The following is a 20,765-nucleotide window of genomic DNA, read 5'->3' on the forward strand; positions in this document are numbered from 1 at the left end:
GACCTCTGAGATCTCTTTATACCCTTAAACTGGGGTCTCAGTCGGTGGCTCCAAGTTAATTTTGTCACTGAAAGCTTGCTCCTTCAAACAATAAAACCCCAGCTTTGTCAAGTTTTATCATAAAATGTCTTTTTATACGAAGAAATAAAAACAGCAAATACTATACTTCAAAACTTTCAACTTCAACACGCATAAAACAACCTGTTTCCTGTTCCATACTCCATAATTTCCCGCTAGAGATATCAAACCAAACCCCGTGCAATGTCAAAAAACCTTGATCTTTTCGAAGCTTTATCCACGGAAACGTCTCTAAATTTCTCAACGAATGGCGAATAGAAAGCTGCTCTAATGCCGTCTGTTTTTCTGGCCAAGACAGCGACTTATTATTCAAAACGATTTCTGCTGCTGGTGCTAAGAGACTTATCCATTGACCAATAAAATCATTTGATGATAAAGATTTACATGTCTCCTTAAGAGCAGTACGAATGCCTCCACAATGGGCATGACCAAAAACGACAATATGTTTCACCTCGAGCAATTGCACAGCATATTCAAGAGCTGCTGATGTTGCGTGATATTGGTCATCAGGAGAAAAAGGAGGAACCACATTTGCCACGTTGCGCAAAGTGAAGATTTCCCCTGGCTTAGCATCAAAAATCATTTCTGGCACTGCACGCGAATCACAACAAGCAATGACCAAAACTTCAGGTTTCTGCCCTTCAATCGCCAATTGCTGATAATGTGCTATTTTATATAAAAAATGATTGTTTATAAAATTTTGGTAACCACTTAAAAGTCTTGCTGGTAAACGCGCCATTCTCTCTTTACTTCTGCTTCTTTTTTTACTTTACATTTTGTATATTTAAAAAAACAAACTATTAACATACAAAAATACTAAAAATGCCCTTTCTCTGACGCAAAATATTTCTTTAAAGTACAAACTATTACTAAAAAATAGCAAAAACAAACTCATTCTTTCCAAATAAAGAGCTGTTTTCTTCAGGAAGAAGGTGTTACAGTATACGAAAATATGATGGTCAGCTTTCAATAAAGAGAAGAGAAGACCCCTAAGAGCAAAAAGGGAGAGTGGATGTGTTGCAACCAAAAAAAACAAAAACAAAAAACACCCAAGATAAAATAGAACAAATCCTTTTTGCTCAAACCGATGAAGAAGATATTGTTTATTACGAAAATAAAGAACTTCAAAAAGCCGCAGCCGTCGCAGTAAAAGCTTTTAATCTCCATCAGACGGGAAAAAATACTATCTACTTTGAACAAAATTTGACCCGTAATAACAAGCCTATAACCGCTATCACGCTTGTCAATGATAACAAACCCTTCCTTCTCGATTCTATTTTAAATGTTTTCAATCAACACAAAAACCATATCTATTTGATTGCGCATCCTATTCTTGATTGTGCTTCTGGAAAACGCATCAGTCTGATGCAAATTCACATCGAGTCATTAAACAAACAGCAAATACAAAAACTTGAAAATGAACTCACCTTAGTTCTTGAACAGGTGAATGCTGCTGTACAAGACTGGAAGCCTATGCTTGAAGAAGTTAAAAAGCATATTCATGCCTACCAAATAAGTCTTCCCCCGCACTACAAACAAGAAGGCGAAAAAGCTATTGAATTTCTTCACTGGCTAATGGACGATAATTTCATTTTCCTTGGTATGCGCACCTACAACTTCATCAAAGACCAAAAACCCCTAAAATCCTTTACAGCGAGTAATATTGAACTTGGTATACTCACGGATGCTTCTATTCATATTGTTGACGATGAAAGTATGAAAGAACCTCCTCAAGAAGTTTTATCCTTCATGGAAAGCGATAATCTGTTTATCGTGACAAAAGCTAACAGCCGCTCCAAAATTCACCGTTCTGTTTGGCTCGACTATATTGGTCTTAAAATCTTTGATAAAAAAAACCAACTCTGTGGAGAATTACGCATTGTAGGGCTTTTTACCTCCTCAGCTTATACACGTTCTATTTTGCAAATTCCTTTCTTAAAAGAAAAAGCCCAAACTATTATTCAACGTCTTGGACACAATCACGCCGATTATTCAGGAAAAGCACTTATCAGTGCTTTAGAAACCTATCCAAGAGATGAAATGTTTCGCTCTGATGTTGATACATTGACAGAAAACACCAAACTTATTCTACAATTAGATGAGCGCCCACGTTTACGGGTTCTTGCCCACACTGATTCTTTTGGACGCTTTGTTTCTATCCTTGTCTACGTACCGCGTGACCAATATAGCAGCAGCCTGCGTGAAAAAGTTGGCGAACATTTTGTTGAGCTCTATAAAGGCGACTTTTTTGAATCTTATCCGCTATTTTTGGAAAGCACCCTTATACGTGTCTATTATATCATCCATCGCAAAGGAAACGAAACTGTTCCCCTTCACGAGCGCTCCACACTTGAACAACATGTACGTTCGATTGCACGAAGTTGGGAAGACAGCGTTCAAGCCATCGCTCTTGCTCAGAAAACAACAGAGCAACAAACACGTCTAGCCAGCGAATTCCCCAACAGCTATCGTGATTTATTTTCAGCTGAAGACGCTATTAACGATGCCGGACATATTTTAAATCTTCATGATGAGAAGCCCCTTTTCGTGAACTTTTATCACGCACAAAACAAAGAAAAACGTACCATTTCTCTTCGGCTTTTTCACCGCCATGAAGCTCTTGCCCTTTCCAAACGTGTACCACTCCTTGAAAATATGGGATTTCGCGTTATTGCTGAACAAACCCTTGAATTACCAGATGGCTATGGGCACTCTGTGTATCTTCATGATATGCAGCTAGAAAGCACTTTCCAACTCTGTATCGATTTTGAAAAAAACGGTCAAAAACACGCCGAAACCTTTGAGGCCATTTGGGCACAAAATGCTGATAATGACGCTTTTAACGCGCTCACCCAAACAGCTGAACTTGATTGGTATGAAATTGTTATTTTGCGCCATTATGGGCGCTATCTCCAGCAAGCTGGTATTCCTTATTCGCAAGATCGCGTTGCCCAAACTTTAAATGCTTATCCTGACATTACCCAAGATCTTTATACTTTATTTCATTTAAAATTTCACCAAAGCCATACAGAAAAAGAACGGGAAAAAAGCCAACAGGTTATTCAAAAGCGTATTGGAGAAAAATTACGGAAAGTATCTGGTTTAGATGATGATCTCATCTTACGCCGTTATTGCAACCTTATCGATGCGAGTTTACGAACAAATGCCTTTACGCCTCTTGACGATGGAAGTCCACGGCGTATTTTAGCCACCAAATTAAATCCGCGCCAAATTGAGGGTTTGCCTGAACCACGCCCTTACCGAGAAATTTTTGTTTATGGACCGGAAGTTGAAGGGGTGCATTTGCGTTTTGGACCTATCGCTCGTGGCGGAATCCGTTGGTCTGACCGTGCATTAGATTATCGCACCGAAGTCCTCAGCTTAGTCAAAGCCCAACAAGTTAAAAATGCGGTTATCGTTCCTGCAGGTGCAAAAGGTGGTTTCTATCCCCATCGGCTTCCCCAAACAAATGACCGTGCTCTCATCGTAGAAGCAGCACGACAAGCTTATACAGACTTTATCACAGCTTTGCTCTCCATTACAGACAATCTGATTAACGGCAAAATAAGTTCTCCCCCCAATGTCATCTGTCATGATGACCCTGACCCCTATTTTGTTGTCGCAGCAGACAAAGGAACAGCAACTTTTTCTGATACCGCCAACGCCATCAGCCAAGCAAATCACTTTTGGCTCGATGATGCTTTTGCCTCTGGAGGCTCAGCAGGTTACGACCACAAAGCCATTGGTATTACAGCCAAAGGTGCATGGGAAGCTGTCAAAAGACATTTTAGAGAAACATTTGATCAGGATATTCAAACAACGTCCTTCACCTGTGTCGGTGTTGGAGACATGTCTGGCGATGTCTTTGGTAATGGGATGCTGCTTTCCAAACAAACAAAATTGATTGCCGCTTTTGATCACCGCGATATCTTTATTGATCCAGTTCCAAGCATAGACGAAAGCTATGCAGAGCGTATGCGCCTTTTTAAACTTCCTCGCTCCAGCTGGCAAGATTACGATCAAAGCAAATTATCAAAGGGCGGTGGCATCTTCTCACGAAAAGAAAAAACCATTACTCTCTCACCTGAAGCAGCACAAGCCATTGGTTTTGAAAAACAAACAGGAACACCCTTTGAAATTATTTCTGCTCTTCTCAAAGCCCCTGTTGATCTTTTATGGTTCGGCGGCATTGGTACTTATATCCGCGCAGCAACAGAAAATGATGCCCAAGTAGGTGATCGTGCAAATGATGCGATACGCATTACCGGAGAGCAAGTGCGTGCAAAAATTATTGGCGAAGGGGCTAATCTGGGTGTTACACAACGTGGACGGATTGAATATGTCTTAAATGGTGGTCGATGCAATACGGATGCCATTGATAATTCTGCTGGTGTGAATTGTTCTGATATTGAGGTCAATCTCAAAATTGTTCTTGCATCAGCACTACGCGCCAAAACATTAACCCGCGAAGAACGCAATAAGCTCTTGAAAAAAATGACACCTCAAGTCGAGCAACTCGTCTTGCGCAACAATTATCTACAACCCCTTGCTCTTTCTTTGGCGGAAAATCAAAGCACTACTGATTTGCCCTATCAAATACGCTTTATGCACGATTTAGAACAAAAAAAGCTTCTAGATCGTAGAGTTGAAATACTCCCTGATGAGCAAATTTTACGACAAAGAACAACCCAAGGCAAAGGTCTTCTCCGTCCAGAACTCGCTGTTATTTTTGCGTATGCTAAATTAACCTTAAAAGAAGAAATTGCTAATAGCCCCATTGTTGATGATCACTATTTCAATACAACCTTGCTGAACTATTTTCCAACACAAATTCAAGAAAATTTTAAGAAGGAAGTCATTAACCATCAATTGCGTCGTAATATTATAGCAACGCTGATTGCCAACGATATTGTAAATCGTGGAGGCCCCACTTTTGTTAATAGACTACACGATGCAACAGAACAAAAAGCTGAAAATATTATTCGCGTTTTCATTGCCATTCGCGATGGTTTTGAAATTCCTCAATTGTCTGAGCAAATTGATAAGCTTGATAATAAAATACCCGGTCTTGTCCAAAACAAATTCTACGCAGCAATGACCCCAATGCTCTTTGAAACAACCAATTGGGGTTTACACAACATAGATCTCTCACGTCCATTAGAAGAAATTGTAAAAACAATAAAGCAAGCCCGTAGCGTTATTGAACAAGAGCTTATGCATTCTCACGACAACGATATTAAGCAAAAAATTGAAGAAAAAGCATTACACTACAGCGAAGAGGGAGCACCAAAAGCATTAGCGAAACAATTAGCTCTCTTAGAAGCTGCTTCAACAATCTGTGATATTTCTTTAATTGCAAAAAAAAGCAACAGTGATCTTATTAAAACCGCAGAGATCTATTTTTCACTTGCGCAAATCATTCGTATAAACCGCATTAACGAAGCAAGTCGTATAATTCCTGTAGTAGATTATTATGATAGTATGGCTTTAAGCCAAGCAAAAGAAAATGTTTCTGAAAGCTTACGGCAAATCGTTATGAAAATCCTCAAAAATTATGGAAAGAAAAAAGATCCTTTTGACACTTGGAAAAAAACAGAAGAAGATCATATTCACAAAATTACAAACCACATTAGTGCCCTTATTGAAAATGATCTCAATATTTCTCGTTTTACTTTTGCAGCAGGATTGATTTCTCAACTACAAAATACCGGCTTTCAAACCTAAAGCAAATACAAAACGACCCATTCAATCTCCCGTTCTATCCATCCATGACTAATCAGTAAGGAAAGAACGGAAGCGCTATCCCGCATTTTTAGACAAAGCACTTAAAATAAAAAATAAATTCAAATTTTACTGTCAAACATCCTTCAACATAAAAATATAATATATTGATTTACAATCATAATTTTATTATTTTTATGTTGAAGGAAAAGCTGATATTCTAAGTTTGTCTCATTTCAAATCTGTTTATATTCAATCAACTAAACGCATTTCCCCTTGCATATTGCAAATGGGAAAACCGTATAGATAAAAAATATTAAAGAAAGAACTAAATGCCCCTCATAAACCACCTCAAATGCCAAAAGCTGTATAAACATTAGGAGTGGGAAAATATAAATATGATGGTGCCCCCCTTAGCTTCTTACTCCATAAATGAAAAGATGGACGTCCATTTTCCCCTTTACAACTTCATATTCTCATCCAACTAGGCTGTTTTACCTATTTCAAAGGTCACCCTAAACAGACATATGCAATATACTCAAATTCCATACATAAAGAAAAAAGGTTCCTAACACGGCACCACACTACCTGTATAAAAAGGCAATTCAGCATACTTTAAAATGCCACTTTTTCCACACAAACACTGTTGCTATATGTAGTTTGACATAAGATTTTGTACTAAGTGAAAAGAGGTGGGATTAGTTAGGAGTAAGTGGTAATTTTTTATTTTTACAGCTATTTTTTACCATTAAATACGCATTTTGTTAAAATAGATTTTGACACTCTAAAATTGCAAAAAAGTGTGAAAATCAGAAAAAATCGAAATTTGGTGGTAAAAATAAAAAAAGGCTTGGATATAAAACCTAAAGTGGAGCGAGACGACCAAGTTTTAAAAAACCTAATTTTACCCACCCATTGTTAATGAGCAAGGGGAGAACGGGAGCGCCATCGGCATTTTTAGGCAGTGCACCCAAAATAAAAAATAACGCTTGAAGATTATTGTCCTGCGCGGGAAATAAGCGCTGCAAAGTGTTAAGAAGCTTCATGGGCTGAATATGGACAAGTTCGAATTCTGCTGTCAAATATCCTTCTTCATCAAAAGAAAAAGGTCCACTAATACGTAACCCACCGCCTGTATGAAAAGTCAATTCACCTTGCTTTAAAAGCCCACTTTTTCCATACAGTCGCTGTTGCCAATTTTTTCCTTCATCTTCAGACAAAAAAGAGATGTCATTTAAAATCACTTTCAAGTTACCATCAATTTTTGGGACATCAACAAAAGAAGATGTAAAAACCAGAGAAACATCAAAACCGTCAAAAGTTATATTTCCCAATAAATCATTATTTTCATGTTTCAGATCAAAGCGCAAAAATTCTGCCGTTATTTTTTGAGGCGTATCTTTTGTCTCTAACGGCTGAGTAATCATGTCATGCGTATTTTGCAAAGATGCCTGATCTTCTACATTTTCCTGTGTCGTTTTTTTATCTGTTGTTTGTGCTCCTAATGCTTCTTGAGGTTTTTTATCTTCAAGGGAAGAGGAAAGTGGTGAAATTTCAAGCCCTTCAGCTATAAACTTCAATGTTTTACCTGTTTTCCAATAAGGTTCTGTTTCAATAACCAAATTGCGCCAACGCGATACTATAGAAGTTTGTCCGGAAAAAACAATGGATGCAGGAGAATGAACATTAAACTCGACCAAATGAGGTGCATAAATTGGTGCACCAGCCGTCAAACGCCCCGTCGATAAAGAAACCCCATGTAAAGGCCAAGAAAATTGAAAATTGTCGCAAACAACACCGATACGTAAAGGATAACCATCCTTGCGCACATTCTCACATACCGCCACCATATTATAGGAAGACGCTTTTGCAAATATATCAGAAACTTGCTCTTCTATTTTACGTGAAAAAAAAACCAGAGTGCGCTATAAATAAATATCAGAGCAAGACAAACGAGCCCACAAATTAAATAGCTCAAAGAAAATCTCTTTTGTGATGACGGTATTTGAAAGGATTTAGACAACATTAAAACTTTCTTTATCTCTTAACTTCCTCCCCACCCTAAAAAGGACAAAGATTCTTAACCACAGTCAGTTTATAAACAATCCAACTTCTTAATCGACCGGATTTTATCTACTGATCACTTCAAGGAGTTCCTATACATCGTTCTAAAGTACAGTATCTCATAAGTCCACCCACCAAGATCTTTTTAAGAAAATCCGTTACACTTTCTAACAAAAAATACCTCATGTGTAAAGTTTTACATGAGTTTTCTATCTCTACCTTAAACGATACTGTTTTACAGCACAACAAGAACGATAATGAATAGTGTTTCTAACACTCACACAAATGCGGGCGGTACACAAAAAATCTGTCGTAATGCACCTTCAAACCATTGGCTTAAAGCTTGATCATAAATTAAACGACCTTTCAAATGTGCACAAGCAGGTTGAGCACCTTTTTCAGTCAATTTATGTGCCGAACGCACGACCAAACGCCGCATCATAGCACGTGTAAACTCAGCATGAAATTGCAAACCCCATGCATTGTTTCCATAACGAAAAGCTTGTGTAGGATATGTATGCCCTGTTGCCAAAAGCATTGCCTCTTTCGGTAAATCATAAATACCTTCCTCATGGAAATGGTAGACCATTTCTGGCCAATTCATCAATTCCTTCCCTTGAGGGGTTGCTTCTAGTGGATACCAGCCGACTTCAACAGTCCCATCACTTCTTGTACCAACGCGCCCCCCTAGATTTCGCGCTAACATTTGTGCTCCAAGACAAATACCCAAAAAAGGCTTATTTTCCTTTAGTGATAACGAAATCCAATCAATTTCCTCACCAATATAGGCTTCGCTGTCATTCACACTCATCGGTCCCCCTAAAATAACAACACCGGCATAATGCTCTAATGTATCAGGGAGTTTTTGTCCAAAAATAGGACGATAAATATCAAGAACAAAACCATTTTGTTGTAAAAATTTTCCTAAACGACCAGTATAGGTAGACCGCCGATGAATAACAACAGCAATCCTTGGTTTGTTATTTTTTTGTTTTTTATCAAGACATCTCTGATTTAAAAACATTTTTTAACCAATCACCTCTGCAACTAAGCAAAACTTCATTTTTAAAGCATAAGAGAATAATTTTATTGGACAAGACTAATGATGTTTTTTCTTCTAGGTTAATTATTTCTTCTTAGAAAACACTCATATATCACATTGGCGCAATTTAAAATAAACGAAATTTTTTCCTCGATAAAGATGTTTCTTCTTCTGTTTTCACCCCTGGATCATCAACATTTAAGTGAGTTTGACTGAACATTTTTACATCTTGTTCTTTTATATCTTGTTTCTCCACCTGCACATTATGCAAAAGAGAATCGTCTATGGGTGTTAATTTTTCAAGCTTCTTATCTTCAACACCATCACTTTTTCCCATAACATACTCTTTGCCTTGCTTTTTCGGCACAATATTGTCCGCCTCTAATGTGAGAGAAGGCATACAGGGAGGCGCCTTCCATTCAAAACCGCCCAAACGTCCACTGATTGGAGAAACCGCTGACCAAGAAGAAAAAATGGACCCATCACACATCCATACTGGATCACGTTCAGCACGAAGTGCTAAAGAAAGCCATTGACGCACAGCACCTTGATTGTTTCCCTGTGCCTCTTCAATATCTGCCAACAATAAATAAACACTTTCCCGTGGATGACATTGTAATGCTTTTTTTGCCTGCTCTCTCGCTAATGCTGTTTCACCAGCATCTAAAGCTGCTTTAGCAATAAGGAAAGCCGATTCAAATGCATCTTTATTATAAGAAGCAAGTGTCCTAGCCCTTTTCAATCGCCCAATAGCTCCTTCTTCTCTTTCGAGATAAAGCGCCGCCAAATCAGGATGAGGATCCTTTTGCCAAGCCGCTATAATCATTTTATCCGCTTTACGCGTTTCATTTAACTTATAAAGAATATCAGCAGCAATAACTATTATTGGAACAAAATCAGGTGCCAATTTATGGGCTTTCAAAATGGCTTCACGTGCGTGTACAGGATGTGTATCAAACAAAGAAAGTGCCTGCCCACTTAATAGTAAAACCTGTATATGCTGCCGCTCTGGAGTCGCGCGAACAGAACGCGGAAGAGCTTTTTGCGCTCTTTCAAAAATAGTAAGTGCCTTATCCCATTTACCCTCAGTACTTAACCGATCAAGCACCGCCTGATGCGCCCATAAAAGTGCTGGCGATAAAGTCAGCGCCTCTTCGGCATATTGTTGCGCTGCCTCATAAGCTTTACTCTTCATCGCTTCACGAAACAAACCATAAAGTCCAACCAATTTTGTCGAATCTTCCTTTCTCATCCCCTCATAAAGACCGATGGCGCGAACAGAGTTATTTTGTAAAGACAAGGTTTGCGCTTGTAAGAGTTTTACCAATGGCTCTTGTTTTCCTGCAAGATATTTAGCAACCTGTGCTTCCATTTTTTGCGCAACCATACTATCACCAGCAAAAGTTGCAAGAATCCCCTTTGAAAGAGCTTCATAACCGCGCTTTTGATTGCGTTTATACAAATAATTGGAAAGAGCACGCGGTAAGGAAAAAAAGAAAGACAATAACCACCATAAAAGCACCAGCGTTACAAAAAGCAAAATAAGCACACTTAACACTGTAAGCAATGAAGCAGAAAATCTGAAATGCAAAAATGTAAGAACAAAAATACCATTGTGATTAGCAACCCACGCGAAAGCTAAACCGAGGATACAAACAACAAAAATATAAATAAAAACACGTATCATCTTGGGCCTATTTACATCTTTGTTGCCTTAAAAGATCCTTGTTGCACAGACAATAACAATTGCTGCAACAACTGTTGAATAGCAATATGTCTTTCAAGCTGCTTAACAAAATCCATTGAAACATCTTTTGCACTTTGAGGCAATGATTGCCATTCGCTCAAAGCCTTTTCGTAATCACCAGCTTGAATGGCAACTTCCATGCGTGCCGCAATAGCCCCCAGCGTCGTCCCTTCAACATTGCCAATCGGTCGCGAAACAATGAGCCCTTTTATCCACGCTAAAATTCGGTCAAAAAAACCAGCATCTGACGCAACAATATTTTGCGTACCAACAATTGCATCGGCAACATGAGAAAAATCAACAGAAAGTTGTGCTGAACTTGGAAGACCCACAGTAGCTGTTTTTTGCAACACATCAAGTCTATCAATCGAAGGCGATAATTGCTGTAACAGCTTTAATTCATTATTATAAGATCCACCACGCTCTATAGCATTTTTTAATGAACTAATTGCAGTAAAGAGCGCGGTATCTATTTCTTTTTTCTCACTATTTTTAACAGCAGTTTCTTCCTGTATAGCTTCTAACTGTTGTTTTAACGCAGCAAGATCATTTGCATTGCTCTGCCCAACAGACAAAGCCGTCTCTATCTCTTTCGACTCTCTAACAAAAGTTTGTATAGTTTCTTCAAGAGCTTTTACTTTTTCCTCTAAAATCGCAAAAGCTTTTTTGATTTCTTCTTTCGATAGTTCATCGTTTTTCGTTGTTTTAAACTGTTGTGATGAAAAAGAAGAAAACTCTGTTTTTAACGCATCGATTTCTTGAAACACCCGTCTCAATTGTTCCTTTGTGTCTTCACCTTGACTTTTTGCGGCTTCAGCAATCTGCAAAGCTTTTTCCCCTCCAGCAGAATTTTCCACAAAAGAAGAAGGAAAAAAACCAGCCCATTGAAGCCCCATAAAAATTCCCAAAGCAATGAATCCCCCCAAAATCCCAGAAAAGGACAAGAAAAACCAAGTTGTACGAGAGCTACTTTTATCCTGACCTTGCATATTCTGTTTTTCTCGCGCATGAGACTCTACAGAATCGTGGATTTTTTCCTCTGAATCATGGGGAACAGCTTCATGTTCAATAACTGGTTTCTTACGGCGCGTACCAGCATAATGTGGTTTAACTTTTGGTTTTGAAGAATCGACCATCTCTGTCACTTTTTGTGCACACTTTTTTTAATGATAAAATAATAAAATGAAAAAAGTTTTAAAAATGAAGCTTTTCTCAAATATCTTCGTTTGTTTTACATTCTTTTTATAAAGAGTATAACTTTATAGAGATTTTCCAAATCTCATTTTTTTCAATAATATTTACAATTATAGACTTTAATAGACAAGTTTTAAAAAACACATTTGCATTTTATACTCAAAAATACAGCTTTATTTTTTAATCAACAATATCATGAAATTCAAAGAAAATGCCAAAACACATATTTTTTCATAGAAAAATCAATTCTGAGAGAAATACTTTGCATCTTTTTCTGTTCATGGTACGCACGCAGGAAAGAAGCTTCAATATAAGGTTTTGTTTAAAATGCGTCTGCTGGGAATAGAAACAAGTTGTGATGAAACGGCAGCGGCTGTCATTGAATATAACAATGAATCAAACAGCCGAATTCTTTCCAATGTTGTTTGGAGCCAAATTGATCACCATGCACCTTACGGCGGTGTTGTTCCTGAAATTGCTGCTCGTGCCCATGTTGAAGTTCTTGATCATTTAATTCTGCAAGCACTAACAGAAGCAAACACAAAATTAAAAGATATTGATGGCATTGCAGCCACCAGTGGACCAGGTTTGATAGGAGGATTGTTGGTAGGCGTTATGAGCGCAAAAGCTCTCTCTCTTGCCACTGGCAAACCATTTATTGCGGTAAATCACTTAGAGGGACATGCTTTAACAGCTGTGTTAACGCACAACGTTAGCTTTCCTTATTTATTACTTTTAGTTTCAGGGGGTCATACACAAACAATCATTGTTCATGGAGTAGGTAACTACCAACGTTTAGGAACCACCATTGATGATGCATTAGGAGAAGCCTTTGATAAAACTGCAAAACTTTTAGGTCTTCCTTATCCTGGTGGACCAGCACTTGAAAAAGCAGCTTTATTTGGTGATAAAAATCGCATCCCCCTTCCACGCCCTTTAAAAGGTGAAAAACGGTTAGATTTTTCTTTTTCAGGACTCAAAACTGCTGTTCGACAAGCCGCAACAGCCATAGCTCCTCTTACAGAAAATGATATTGCTGACATTGCCGCAAGTTTTCAAGCCGCCGTGACCGATACAGTACATGATCGTATTCACCTAGCCCTACAACACTTTACCCACCAATATCCTCTCTCTCATGATCAAGGAAAGCGTTCTCCTGCTTTGGTTGTCGCAGGCGGTGTTGCTGCAAACCAAGCCATTCGTTCTACGTTGCAAGAACTTGCCTATCAACATGGTTTTGAATTTATAGCTCCTCCTCTTTCCTTGTGTACCGATAATGCTGCAATGATTGCTTTTGCCGGTGCACAAAAACTCGCACGAGGAGAAACAAGCTCTCTTGACATTGCACCCCGTTCACGCTGGCCATTAGATGAAAAAGCCACGCCCTTGATCGGGATGGGGCGCCGTGGAACAAAAGCATAATAACACTGACGCCCCACACACATCTTAAAGAACGAAGATTTCTACTCAATCCGGTCTGTAGATAGTCCGAATTCCCTATCGAGCGGCTTCCACCTGCTTCCCACTCACACAATTCACTTAATCCAAAGCTCGACACGCAAACCTAAATATGCACCACACATTCTAAAAAATTTCATGTTTCAAAAAACTGCCTTATATCATTACACTTCAAATGACGGTATTTTACGGCATAATAAGATCTATTCTCTCCCACGAAGTATAGATATGAAAACCATTCTTTGACCTCATCATCTTTGATCATCTATTCGTTTCATTGCCGTTGTAATCTTGAAGCTTTTTAGAATCAATTTTCTTAATTTTCTCCAAAAAACTCTTATAGTGACCGCATTTCAAACCATAGCTGAAAAGATAAGCAAAGAGCAAAATACCCTTATACAACATGAAATATCAATGAATCGCGTTTCTCTGCTACACGTTATTTTGAAACAAGAAAAAACAAATAATGCCCGTTCTTTACCCCATTTTAAAAATCATCGTTGATGGTGTTACAAAGATGCTTATAAAAATGCACATGATGAATGCATAACAGTCTATGAAAAAGGAGAACTCATGGCTTATTGGCTTTTTAAATCTGAACCCCATAAATGGTCATGGGAGATGCAAAAGAAAAAAGGAGCTGATGGCGAACAATGGGATGGTGTACGCAATTATCAAGCCCGTAATAATATGCGCGCCATGAAATATGGCGATAAAGGTTTTTTTTATCACTCAAATAAAGGTTTAGAAATTGTAGGCATTGTAGAAATATGTGCTGAAGCACACCCTGATTCTACAAGCTCTGATCCACGCTGGGAATGTGTGGATATCCGTGCACTTTGTGACATGCCAACACCTGTTTCATTAAAACAAATTAAAGCCAATCCCAAGCTAGCAAATATGGTACTGGTTAATGCCAGCCGCTTATCAGTGCAACCCGTGACAGAAGATGAATGGAAAGAAGTTTGTTTGATGGGCAACCTTAAGATGGAAATGCTTTTATCTTAAAACAATAATTTTTATTCATTAGCTCATATAAAAAGATGCTTCATAGCATTGCATAAAAAACCTCTTTATGATGCATCTTTTCGGCATTGCTAAAGGCAAAGCTTACTCAACGATTATAATAAGCAACACCACAAACATCACACACAGACCCCTTCGCACACAAATGCAACGAAAAAACAAAACTGAACGTGGATAAAAAACAATAAAAATAACCGTGAAATTCTCCTAAACAGTGCATATGTGTAAGGTGTTGCACAGTTATCTTCACGCTTAAAAAACGCTTAAAAAACGCATCATATTGAGTGTTCATTGTTTTACATGTTGGATGAGAGCCCCTCATACCGCAGGATTCTCTCATTCCCAACCTGTTTATATTAAATCAATCAAAAGCTATTTTCTTGCACATTACAAGCAGGAAAAGTCCCGTATGGATAAAAAACGTGAAAGAAAGGACTAAAAATTCCTCTTATGAAGAGTCTCAAGTGCCAAGGACTATCCGCAACACCCACGAGCTGGCAAAGTGTATGATAGTGCCGGCTTTATCTCCATAAGCGTAAAGATGATAACACTCAATAGCTAAAACACGTTCTAGAGCATAAACAAACGCTTCCAACCAATACGTAAAATACTCTGCAGACGGAAATACCTTCTTTTCGGCAAGCAACCATAGAAATTATAAAAGTTTATTTTTTAGAAACGCTCTTTTTTAATTTTCCTCTTTTAATTTTTCTTGCATGAAATCTCATTTTTCATGAAACTACTCTTTACCAATCAGTGCCTCAACATGCCTATAAGGAAAAACATGAACCACTATACTCTTTTAATTGTTGAAGACGATAATCTACGCCCCATTTTAGTAGAACAATTGCAAATGCATCAAGAGTTTGAAATTTTCCAAGCAAAAACAGCAGAAGAGGGAATGAAAATAATCCAAGAAGAAAATATTGATCTCGCTATTTTGGGACTTGAACTTCCTGATCTTGATGGTTTCAAAGCCGTGAAAAAATTACGCATCCAAGGATTTCGTGCCCCCATTATCATGATAACAAATCATGATACAGACTGCGATAATATTTTAGATCTTGAAACAGGCGCCAATGATTATGTGACAAAACCCTTTCGCTTTGCGGTGTTATTAGCGAGAATTCGAGCACAGTTGCGCCAATATGAACAAAATGAAGACGCAACCTTTCATATTGGCCCCTATACTTTTAAACTAAGACAAAAACTTCTTCTTGATCAATGCAACAATAAAATCTGTCTCACAGAAAAAGAAGCAGCAATTCTTAAATGTCTCTATTATGCTAATGATAAAATTGTCAGCCGTGAAACATTGTTAGAACAAGTTTGGGGTTATAATGAAAATATTGTTACCCATACTTTAGAAACCCATATCTATCGTTTGCGACAAAAAATCGAAAAAGATCCCTCCAATGCACAAATTCTCATGACAGATCAAAATGGTTATCGTTTAAATCTTTAATTCGAGATTTACTATTTCAAAAACAATTTTAATATCTTAAATGAAAACAAAAACGAGATGAAAAAACCTTCACATATAATTCACATATAATGTGCAAAAATTGAAATAAGGGAAGCCTTCTATATTTGCGGTTCTTATGCCAATGGCAGAATGATTAATTATCTTTATAAATTAAAATATTTCGCACTTGTGGTGATAAAGCAGGAATAAAAACACGTCGCGATTGACGACGCTGTACCAGCAAACCTTGATAAACACGTTTTTGTGCCTGACACATTAAGAGTCCACCAAAATAAGGCAAAAGATAGCGTGCAAATGGCTCATAAAAAAATGAGAACAACCGCGAAACATAACCCGTAGAGGGCATATAATGTACAATTTCTTGTATTGGCCCAGAAACAAAATTTGTTTTTTCGAACAAACGTGTAATTTGTTGCCGACTATAAGGCTCGCCATAACCAAAGGGCGTAGTAATACTGCGCGCCCAAAAGCCAGAGCGATTAGGTACAATAACGATCAAGTGGCCATTGGGTGCTAAAACACGCCATATTTCATTCAACGTTTCAAATGAATTTTCTGTATATTCTAATGCATGTACCAATAAAATACAATCAACTGACGCATCAGGAAGCGGCAAATCTTCTTCAAAAACAAGCGCTGTAGCAACTTGCTCAGCACAAGGCCAAGGCGAAGCACCCTGGGAAGCTGGCATAAAAGCAAAACATTGTTGGGCACGTTCACGCAATGTAGAAAGATAAGGAAGTGCATAACCCAACCCCATAATCCGTTTATCCGTAAGATTAGGCCACCATAAATTCAATTGGTCACACAGCGTCTTTTGCACACGCAGCCCAAGTGCAGAAGCATAAAAATCTTTCAGCGTAACGATATCCAATTCAACATACCATGTAGAAACAAATTCCAAACATTACAGATTTTCATATACCCAAATTATATGGACTTCTGCTCTTTTTCCGCAATAGCGAATATTTCAATATTTCATATTTTAAACTTAAATGATTAAAAAATCAGTACAAAAGGATGATTATTGCGTTACAAGCGCTTTAATCATTTTCTTGGAGATGAACCCCATAGAGGTTCTTCATACACTGTTTCTGACATCAATTAAGAAAAAAGCCAACACTGGTTAATTAAAATGAAGCAATCTTTCAAGATAGTTTTTTTCTTCTTCTGGAATATGCTCTTTACCAAGACGTTTGCGGATTTCATCCAAAATCTGCCGCGTACGCATTTGATCACTTTTTTGTGGTAGTGCCTCACCTTCTTGTCCTTCATCTGTTTTTGAAGAAAGTGGACGTCCTAACGGATCTTTAGGACCAGAATCAGCATTTTGATCATTTCCCGTTTCTTTGAGTGTCTCGCGCATTTTTTTCAAAACATTTTGTGCACCTTGCCTCAAAGATTCCAAAGCGTCAGACTGATTTTGTATAGATACCTGATGATTTCCATTATCAAGAGCATTTTCCGCAGAATTCATTTTTTCTTCTGCCCTTTTCAATGCGCCTCCTGTTTCAAATCCTTGTTCTGATAATTCTTTTTCTAATGTTGATAATTCAGACTGCAATTCAGCTTGACGTTTTTTTAAAGATTTTTTCTGTGTTTCCGGCACATTTTCTCCGCGTTTTTGTTCCATCTCTAACTGATGTGTTTCATTGAGAATTTCTTGCTGACGACGCATTAAATCTCCAAGCTGGTCCATCTTTTCTTTCATTTGTGCAGATTGGCTTTTTTCTCCCTCATTTTGATTGCCTTTTTGCACATGCAAATGATCAAGCGTCTGTTCAACTTCCGCCAAGAGTTGTTCAGCTGCTAAAGAAGAGCCCGTTTTAGCCATTTCCTCAATTAAATTTAGCTTTTCTTGTAGTGTAGCTTCAGAAAGATTGGTGCTTTTTGAGCTTTTAGAATTTTTAGAAACTTGACTATCTGGTGCTTTTTCAGCTAAAGCACGAATATACTCATCCATAGCTTGACGTAAATCTGCCATAAGGCGTTCAATTTCTGCCGCTGAAGCACCGTAACGCAATGCATCACGTAAAGCAGCTTGTGCTTGTTTTAAATTTTTTTGCACGGATTCAAGCTGATTGTCTTCAATACCCAAAGCAATTTGCCATAAATAATCCACCACACCACGCAAATCCTCTTCTGTTTGTGCTAAAGAAAGTCTTGTCCACGCACTTTGTAGAACAAGAAAATGCATTACATTTTGCACCCCCCTTTCTGGACGCACAAGCAAAGCAGAAAGCATATCCAATACACGCTCTCTCGCAGAAGCATCAAGCGCTAATAAACGACGCGTTTCACTCACCGCACGCGCGACAGGATTTGAAAAAACGTGTTGCGGTAATGTCATAACAAAAGTTTTGCTACGCCCTTTCTGCCCCGCACCATCTTCTGCCACCAAAGTAATTTTGACTTGCGAACCCGCCCATGGATGCGCTGATATATCTTGCACCATCCGCATTTTCCCCTTTCCACCACGCGGAAGAAGAAGCTCTATTTCCGGAGCATTATAAAGAGAAGAAGCACTTTTATTCTGAGGAAGAAAAGGCTCTATTTCAACAAAAGCCTTTGTCACACCATAATCATCATCCACCACATATCGTAACTCTAACGATCCCGTTAAAATCCGCCCTGGTTTTTCCAGCCAATGAATTGTCGGAAGCGTGTCCTTGATCATCTGCAAATGCCACTGCTGTTTTTTACGACGTGATGATACAAATAAATTCATTGAATGATTTAAATGTGTTTCAAAATGAGCGATTGGATCATTCAAAGCTGTTTGTTCCGTTTTCTCTGAAAACGAAATTTCCCTCCCATCTTCTACAGACTTTGCTTTTACTGTAACGCCAGCCCCATTGACAACACGCACAACAACATTACTCCCTTCAGGGATTTCTAGTTGTGTTTTCTCATCTTTTGTCAAATAAATCGGTGCCACACCGGTATAAGCAGGTGGTGTTACCCAAGCATCAATCCGCATGAATTTTTCATCAACAACAGGACGAAAATCAAAGGCATCAGCCAAACGCCCCCCTTGTGAACCAAAAGAAAAACTAAAAGCGCAAACAAAAAGAAGAACACACAAAGCCCTCAAAGCCAAAGGATCATAATCCGCACTATTAAGAGAGATAAATCCAGTTTTTAAATGGTATAATTGTTTTGCCATTCGGCGTTGATGTTCACGCCAAATAACAGCACTAAAATCTTCATCATTTTCAGAACATAAACGATCTGTCTGAATATTCAAAGGCTGATGTCTAAAATCATTGACGCGTTCAAGACGGCAATTCACTTCCCGTATTGTGGGAAACCGAAAACGAACAAGAAAAAATAAACTCGCTCCAGCACAAACAAGCATAACCCCAAGTAAGAGCAAATGTGACCAATAGCCCAAAATGCCAAAAAGTCCCAACCAGCTAAACGAACAAAAGAGACTAACAACGAGGAAAAATGGCAACAACCGTACCCACATCCGTTCAAATGAAAGGATTCCCCACATCAAAATGCGCACACACAAAAGCTTCATTGCAAAGCCTTTGATGTTTTTATTTTTCATAAACAAGCATTTATCCCCTTTTATCGTGGTGCATTAAGATCATAAACCCCATACAAGACAATTTCTAGAAAATAAATTGTTTCATCAAAGTTTAGTAAAAATAAGACCAAAAACACTTAAGAATTCTCAATCCAATCAGGAATATGATCACATCCCATCAATTGAGCATAATCAAGACGTGGACGAATAACCGCATAACACGTATCTTGAACGAGAACTTCTGGGACCAAAAGTCGGCTATTATAAGTACTCGCCATCACAGCACCATAAGCTCCAGCTTGCGTAATTGCTAAAAGATCACCGGGTGCCAAAATCGGCAAGTAACGATCTAATGCTAAATAATCGCCAGTCTCACAAACAGAACCAACAATATCTGCACGAATAAGGGGAGCGTCTTTTGCTGCTTTTTTCACAAGGACGACATTTTGCCAAGCATCATAAAGCGTTGGACGCATCAGATCATTCATCGCCGCATCTACAATAACAAAATTCCGCCCTTGTCCCCTTTTTAAATAGAGAACAGATGTCATCAGTACACCAGCTTGACCCACAATGCTCCGCCCCGGCTCCACAACAATATTAATCCCTAAAGGAGCAATATATTTCTTTACCAGCGCAGCATAATCAAAAGGAGAAGGTACAGTATGTTGTTCACAACCATAGGCAATACCAAGCCCACCACCGATATCTATATGCGTTATTGCATAGCCATCGCTCCACAATTGACGCACACAATCTGCAATAAGAAGGAATGCCTCTTCAAATGGCTTTAAGTCACAAATCTGACTGCCAATATGCATATCAATACCGCAAACCTGCAATCCAGGTAAAGAGTCCGCTTTTTTATAAGCCTCTCTTGCCAACAACAATGGAATACCAAATTTATTTTCAGATTTTCCTGTTGTAATTTTCTTATGGGTCTTCGCATCAACATCTGGATTAATGCGCAATGAAACACGTGCTATCTTTGAAAGCGCAACAGCACGTTGAGATAACTGTTCAAGTTCCGGCTCTGATTCAACGTTAAAACAATAAATATCCTGAGCAAGAGCAAAATCTATCTCTCTCATGGTTTTACCAACACCAGAATAAACAATACGATGTGCCGGAATACCAACAGCAAGGGCGCGCCGTAATTCCCCTTCTGAAACCACATCAGCTCCCGCTCCATTGTTCGCTAAAAGCCGTAAAACTGCTTGATTAGAATTGGCTTTAACCGCATAAGCAAGCAGACTAGGCATCCCTTGAAATGCCTTTTTATAGTCTTTAAAACGTGTAACCAATGCATTGGCGGAATAACAATAAAAAGGAGTCCCCACCTCCTGCGCAAGAACAGCAAGTGAACAACCCTCAGCATGAAGCATACCTTGATGGTAAGAGAAAAAATCCACAC

General features: G+C 38.5%; 12 protein-coding genes. 4 read left to right on the forward strand and 8 right to left on the reverse strand.

Features of this window, described 5'->3' with window-relative positions:
* Window positions 1-160 precede the first annotated feature (160 nt).
* Window positions 161-817, reverse strand: a complete 657-nt coding sequence (locus ACFIJ7_RS00180; RefSeq protein ID WP_208439374.1) for a carbonic anhydrase — start codon at window positions 815-817, stop codon at window positions 161-163.
* Between the two features lie 275 nt (window positions 818-1,092).
* On the opposite strand from ACFIJ7_RS00180, the gene ACFIJ7_RS00185 reads away from it, so the two are divergent.
* Window positions 1,093-5,802, forward strand: a complete 4,710-nt coding sequence (locus ACFIJ7_RS00185; RefSeq protein WP_375644325.1) for an NAD-glutamate dehydrogenase — start codon at window positions 1,093-1,095, stop codon at window positions 5,800-5,802.
* An 860-nt stretch (window positions 5,803-6,662) separates the two neighbouring features.
* Here ACFIJ7_RS00185 and ACFIJ7_RS00190 read toward each other — a convergent pair.
* The 4 genes from ACFIJ7_RS00190 to ACFIJ7_RS00205 form a co-directional block, all read right to left on the reverse strand.
* Window positions 6,663-7,718: a DUF2125 domain-containing protein gene (locus ACFIJ7_RS00190; protein ID WP_375644414.1), complete on the reverse strand. Its 1,056-nt coding sequence runs from the start codon at window positions 7,716-7,718 to the stop codon at window positions 6,663-6,665.
* A gap of 422 nt (window positions 7,719-8,140) precedes the next feature.
* Window positions 8,141-8,887 carry a glutamine amidotransferase gene (locus ACFIJ7_RS00195; protein ID WP_375635311.1) on the reverse strand — a complete coding sequence of 249 codons (747 nt, stop codon included), beginning with the start codon at window positions 8,885-8,887 and terminating at the stop codon, window positions 8,141-8,143.
* Between the two features lie 145 nt (window positions 8,888-9,032).
* Window positions 9,033-10,592 (reverse strand): heme biosynthesis protein HemY, encoded by a 1,560-nt coding sequence (locus ACFIJ7_RS00200; RefSeq protein ID WP_375635312.1) that lies wholly within the window; start codon window positions 10,590-10,592, stop codon window positions 9,033-9,035.
* An 11-nt stretch (window positions 10,593-10,603) separates the two neighbouring features.
* A complete protein-coding gene (locus tag ACFIJ7_RS00205) occupies window positions 10,604-11,788 on the reverse strand; it encodes a mitofilin family membrane protein (protein ID WP_375635313.1) in 1,185 nt (394 codons plus the stop codon).
* Between the two features lie 385 nt (window positions 11,789-12,173).
* Between ACFIJ7_RS00205 and tsaD the strand changes: the two genes are divergently transcribed.
* From tsaD to ACFIJ7_RS00220, 3 genes are all read left to right on the forward strand, one after another.
* Window positions 12,174-13,268 (forward strand): tRNA (adenosine(37)-N6)-threonylcarbamoyltransferase complex transferase subunit TsaD, encoded by a 1,095-nt coding sequence (gene tsaD / locus ACFIJ7_RS00210; protein ID WP_015857065.1) that lies wholly within the window; start codon window positions 12,174-12,176, stop codon window positions 13,266-13,268.
* Window positions 13,269-13,877: 609 nt separating this feature from the next.
* Window positions 13,878-14,312: an EVE domain-containing protein gene (locus ACFIJ7_RS00215; protein ID WP_375635314.1), complete on the forward strand. Its 435-nt coding sequence runs from the start codon at window positions 13,878-13,880 to the stop codon at window positions 14,310-14,312.
* 802 nt (window positions 14,313-15,114) lie between these two features.
* Window positions 15,115-15,795 carry a response regulator transcription factor gene (locus ACFIJ7_RS00220; RefSeq protein WP_375644326.1) on the forward strand — a complete coding sequence of 227 codons (681 nt, stop codon included), beginning with the start codon at window positions 15,115-15,117 and terminating at the stop codon, window positions 15,793-15,795.
* Window positions 15,796-15,949: 154 nt separating this feature from the next.
* On the opposite strand, the gene ACFIJ7_RS00225 is transcribed toward ACFIJ7_RS00220, so the two are convergent.
* From ACFIJ7_RS00225 to lysA, 3 genes are all read right to left on the reverse strand, one after another.
* Entirely contained in the window at window positions 15,950-16,720 is a 771-nt protein-coding gene (locus ACFIJ7_RS00225; protein WP_375635316.1) for a class I SAM-dependent methyltransferase, read from the reverse strand.
* A gap of 222 nt (window positions 16,721-16,942) precedes the next feature.
* On the reverse strand, window positions 16,943-19,372 hold the full coding sequence (locus ACFIJ7_RS00230; protein ID WP_375644327.1) for a TIGR02302 family protein: 2,430 nt from the start codon (window positions 19,370-19,372) through the stop codon (window positions 16,943-16,945).
* A 116-nt stretch (window positions 19,373-19,488) separates the two neighbouring features.
* Window positions 19,489-20,763 carry a diaminopimelate decarboxylase gene (gene lysA / locus ACFIJ7_RS00235; protein WP_375644328.1) on the reverse strand — a complete coding sequence of 425 codons (1,275 nt, stop codon included), beginning with the start codon at window positions 20,761-20,763 and terminating at the stop codon, window positions 19,489-19,491.
* Between the last annotated feature and the right edge of the window lie 2 nt (window positions 20,764-20,765).

Origin of the sequence: Bartonella sp. MR100HLJHH, assembly GCF_042194215.1 — a bacterium.
In the GTDB taxonomy this organism is placed as follows: domain Bacteria; phylum Pseudomonadota; class Alphaproteobacteria; order Rhizobiales; family Rhizobiaceae; genus Bartonella; species Bartonella grahamii.

What these genes read in the sequence shown, in the direction of transcription:
- ACFIJ7_RS00220 (WP_375644326.1), top strand. Translation starts at nt 15,115, where the DNA reads ATGAACCACTATACTCTTTTAATTGTTGAAGACGATAATCTACGCCCC.
- ACFIJ7_RS00215 (WP_375635314.1), top strand. Translation starts at nt 13,878, where the DNA reads ATGGCTTATTGGCTTTTTAAATCTGAACCCCATAAATGGTCATGGGAG.
- tsaD (WP_015857065.1), top strand. Translation starts at nt 12,174, where the DNA reads ATGCGTCTGCTGGGAATAGAAACAAGTTGTGATGAAACGGCAGCGGCT.
- ACFIJ7_RS00200 (WP_375635312.1), bottom strand. Translation starts at nt 10,592, where the DNA reads ATGATACGTGTTTTTATTTATATTTTTGTTGTTTGTATCCTCGGTTTA.
- ACFIJ7_RS00205 (WP_375635313.1), bottom strand. Translation starts at nt 11,788, where the DNA reads ATGGTCGATTCTTCAAAACCAAAAGTTAAACCACATTATGCTGGTACG.
- ACFIJ7_RS00180 (WP_208439374.1), bottom strand. Translation starts at nt 817, where the DNA reads ATGGCGCGTTTACCAGCAAGACTTTTAAGTGGTTACCAAAATTTTATA.
- ACFIJ7_RS00195 (WP_375635311.1), bottom strand. Translation starts at nt 8,887, where the DNA reads ATGTTTTTAAATCAGAGATGTCTTGATAAAAAACAAAAAAATAACAAA.
- ACFIJ7_RS00230 (WP_375644327.1), bottom strand. Translation starts at nt 19,372, where the DNA reads ATGAAAAATAAAAACATCAAAGGCTTTGCAATGAAGCTTTTGTGTGTG.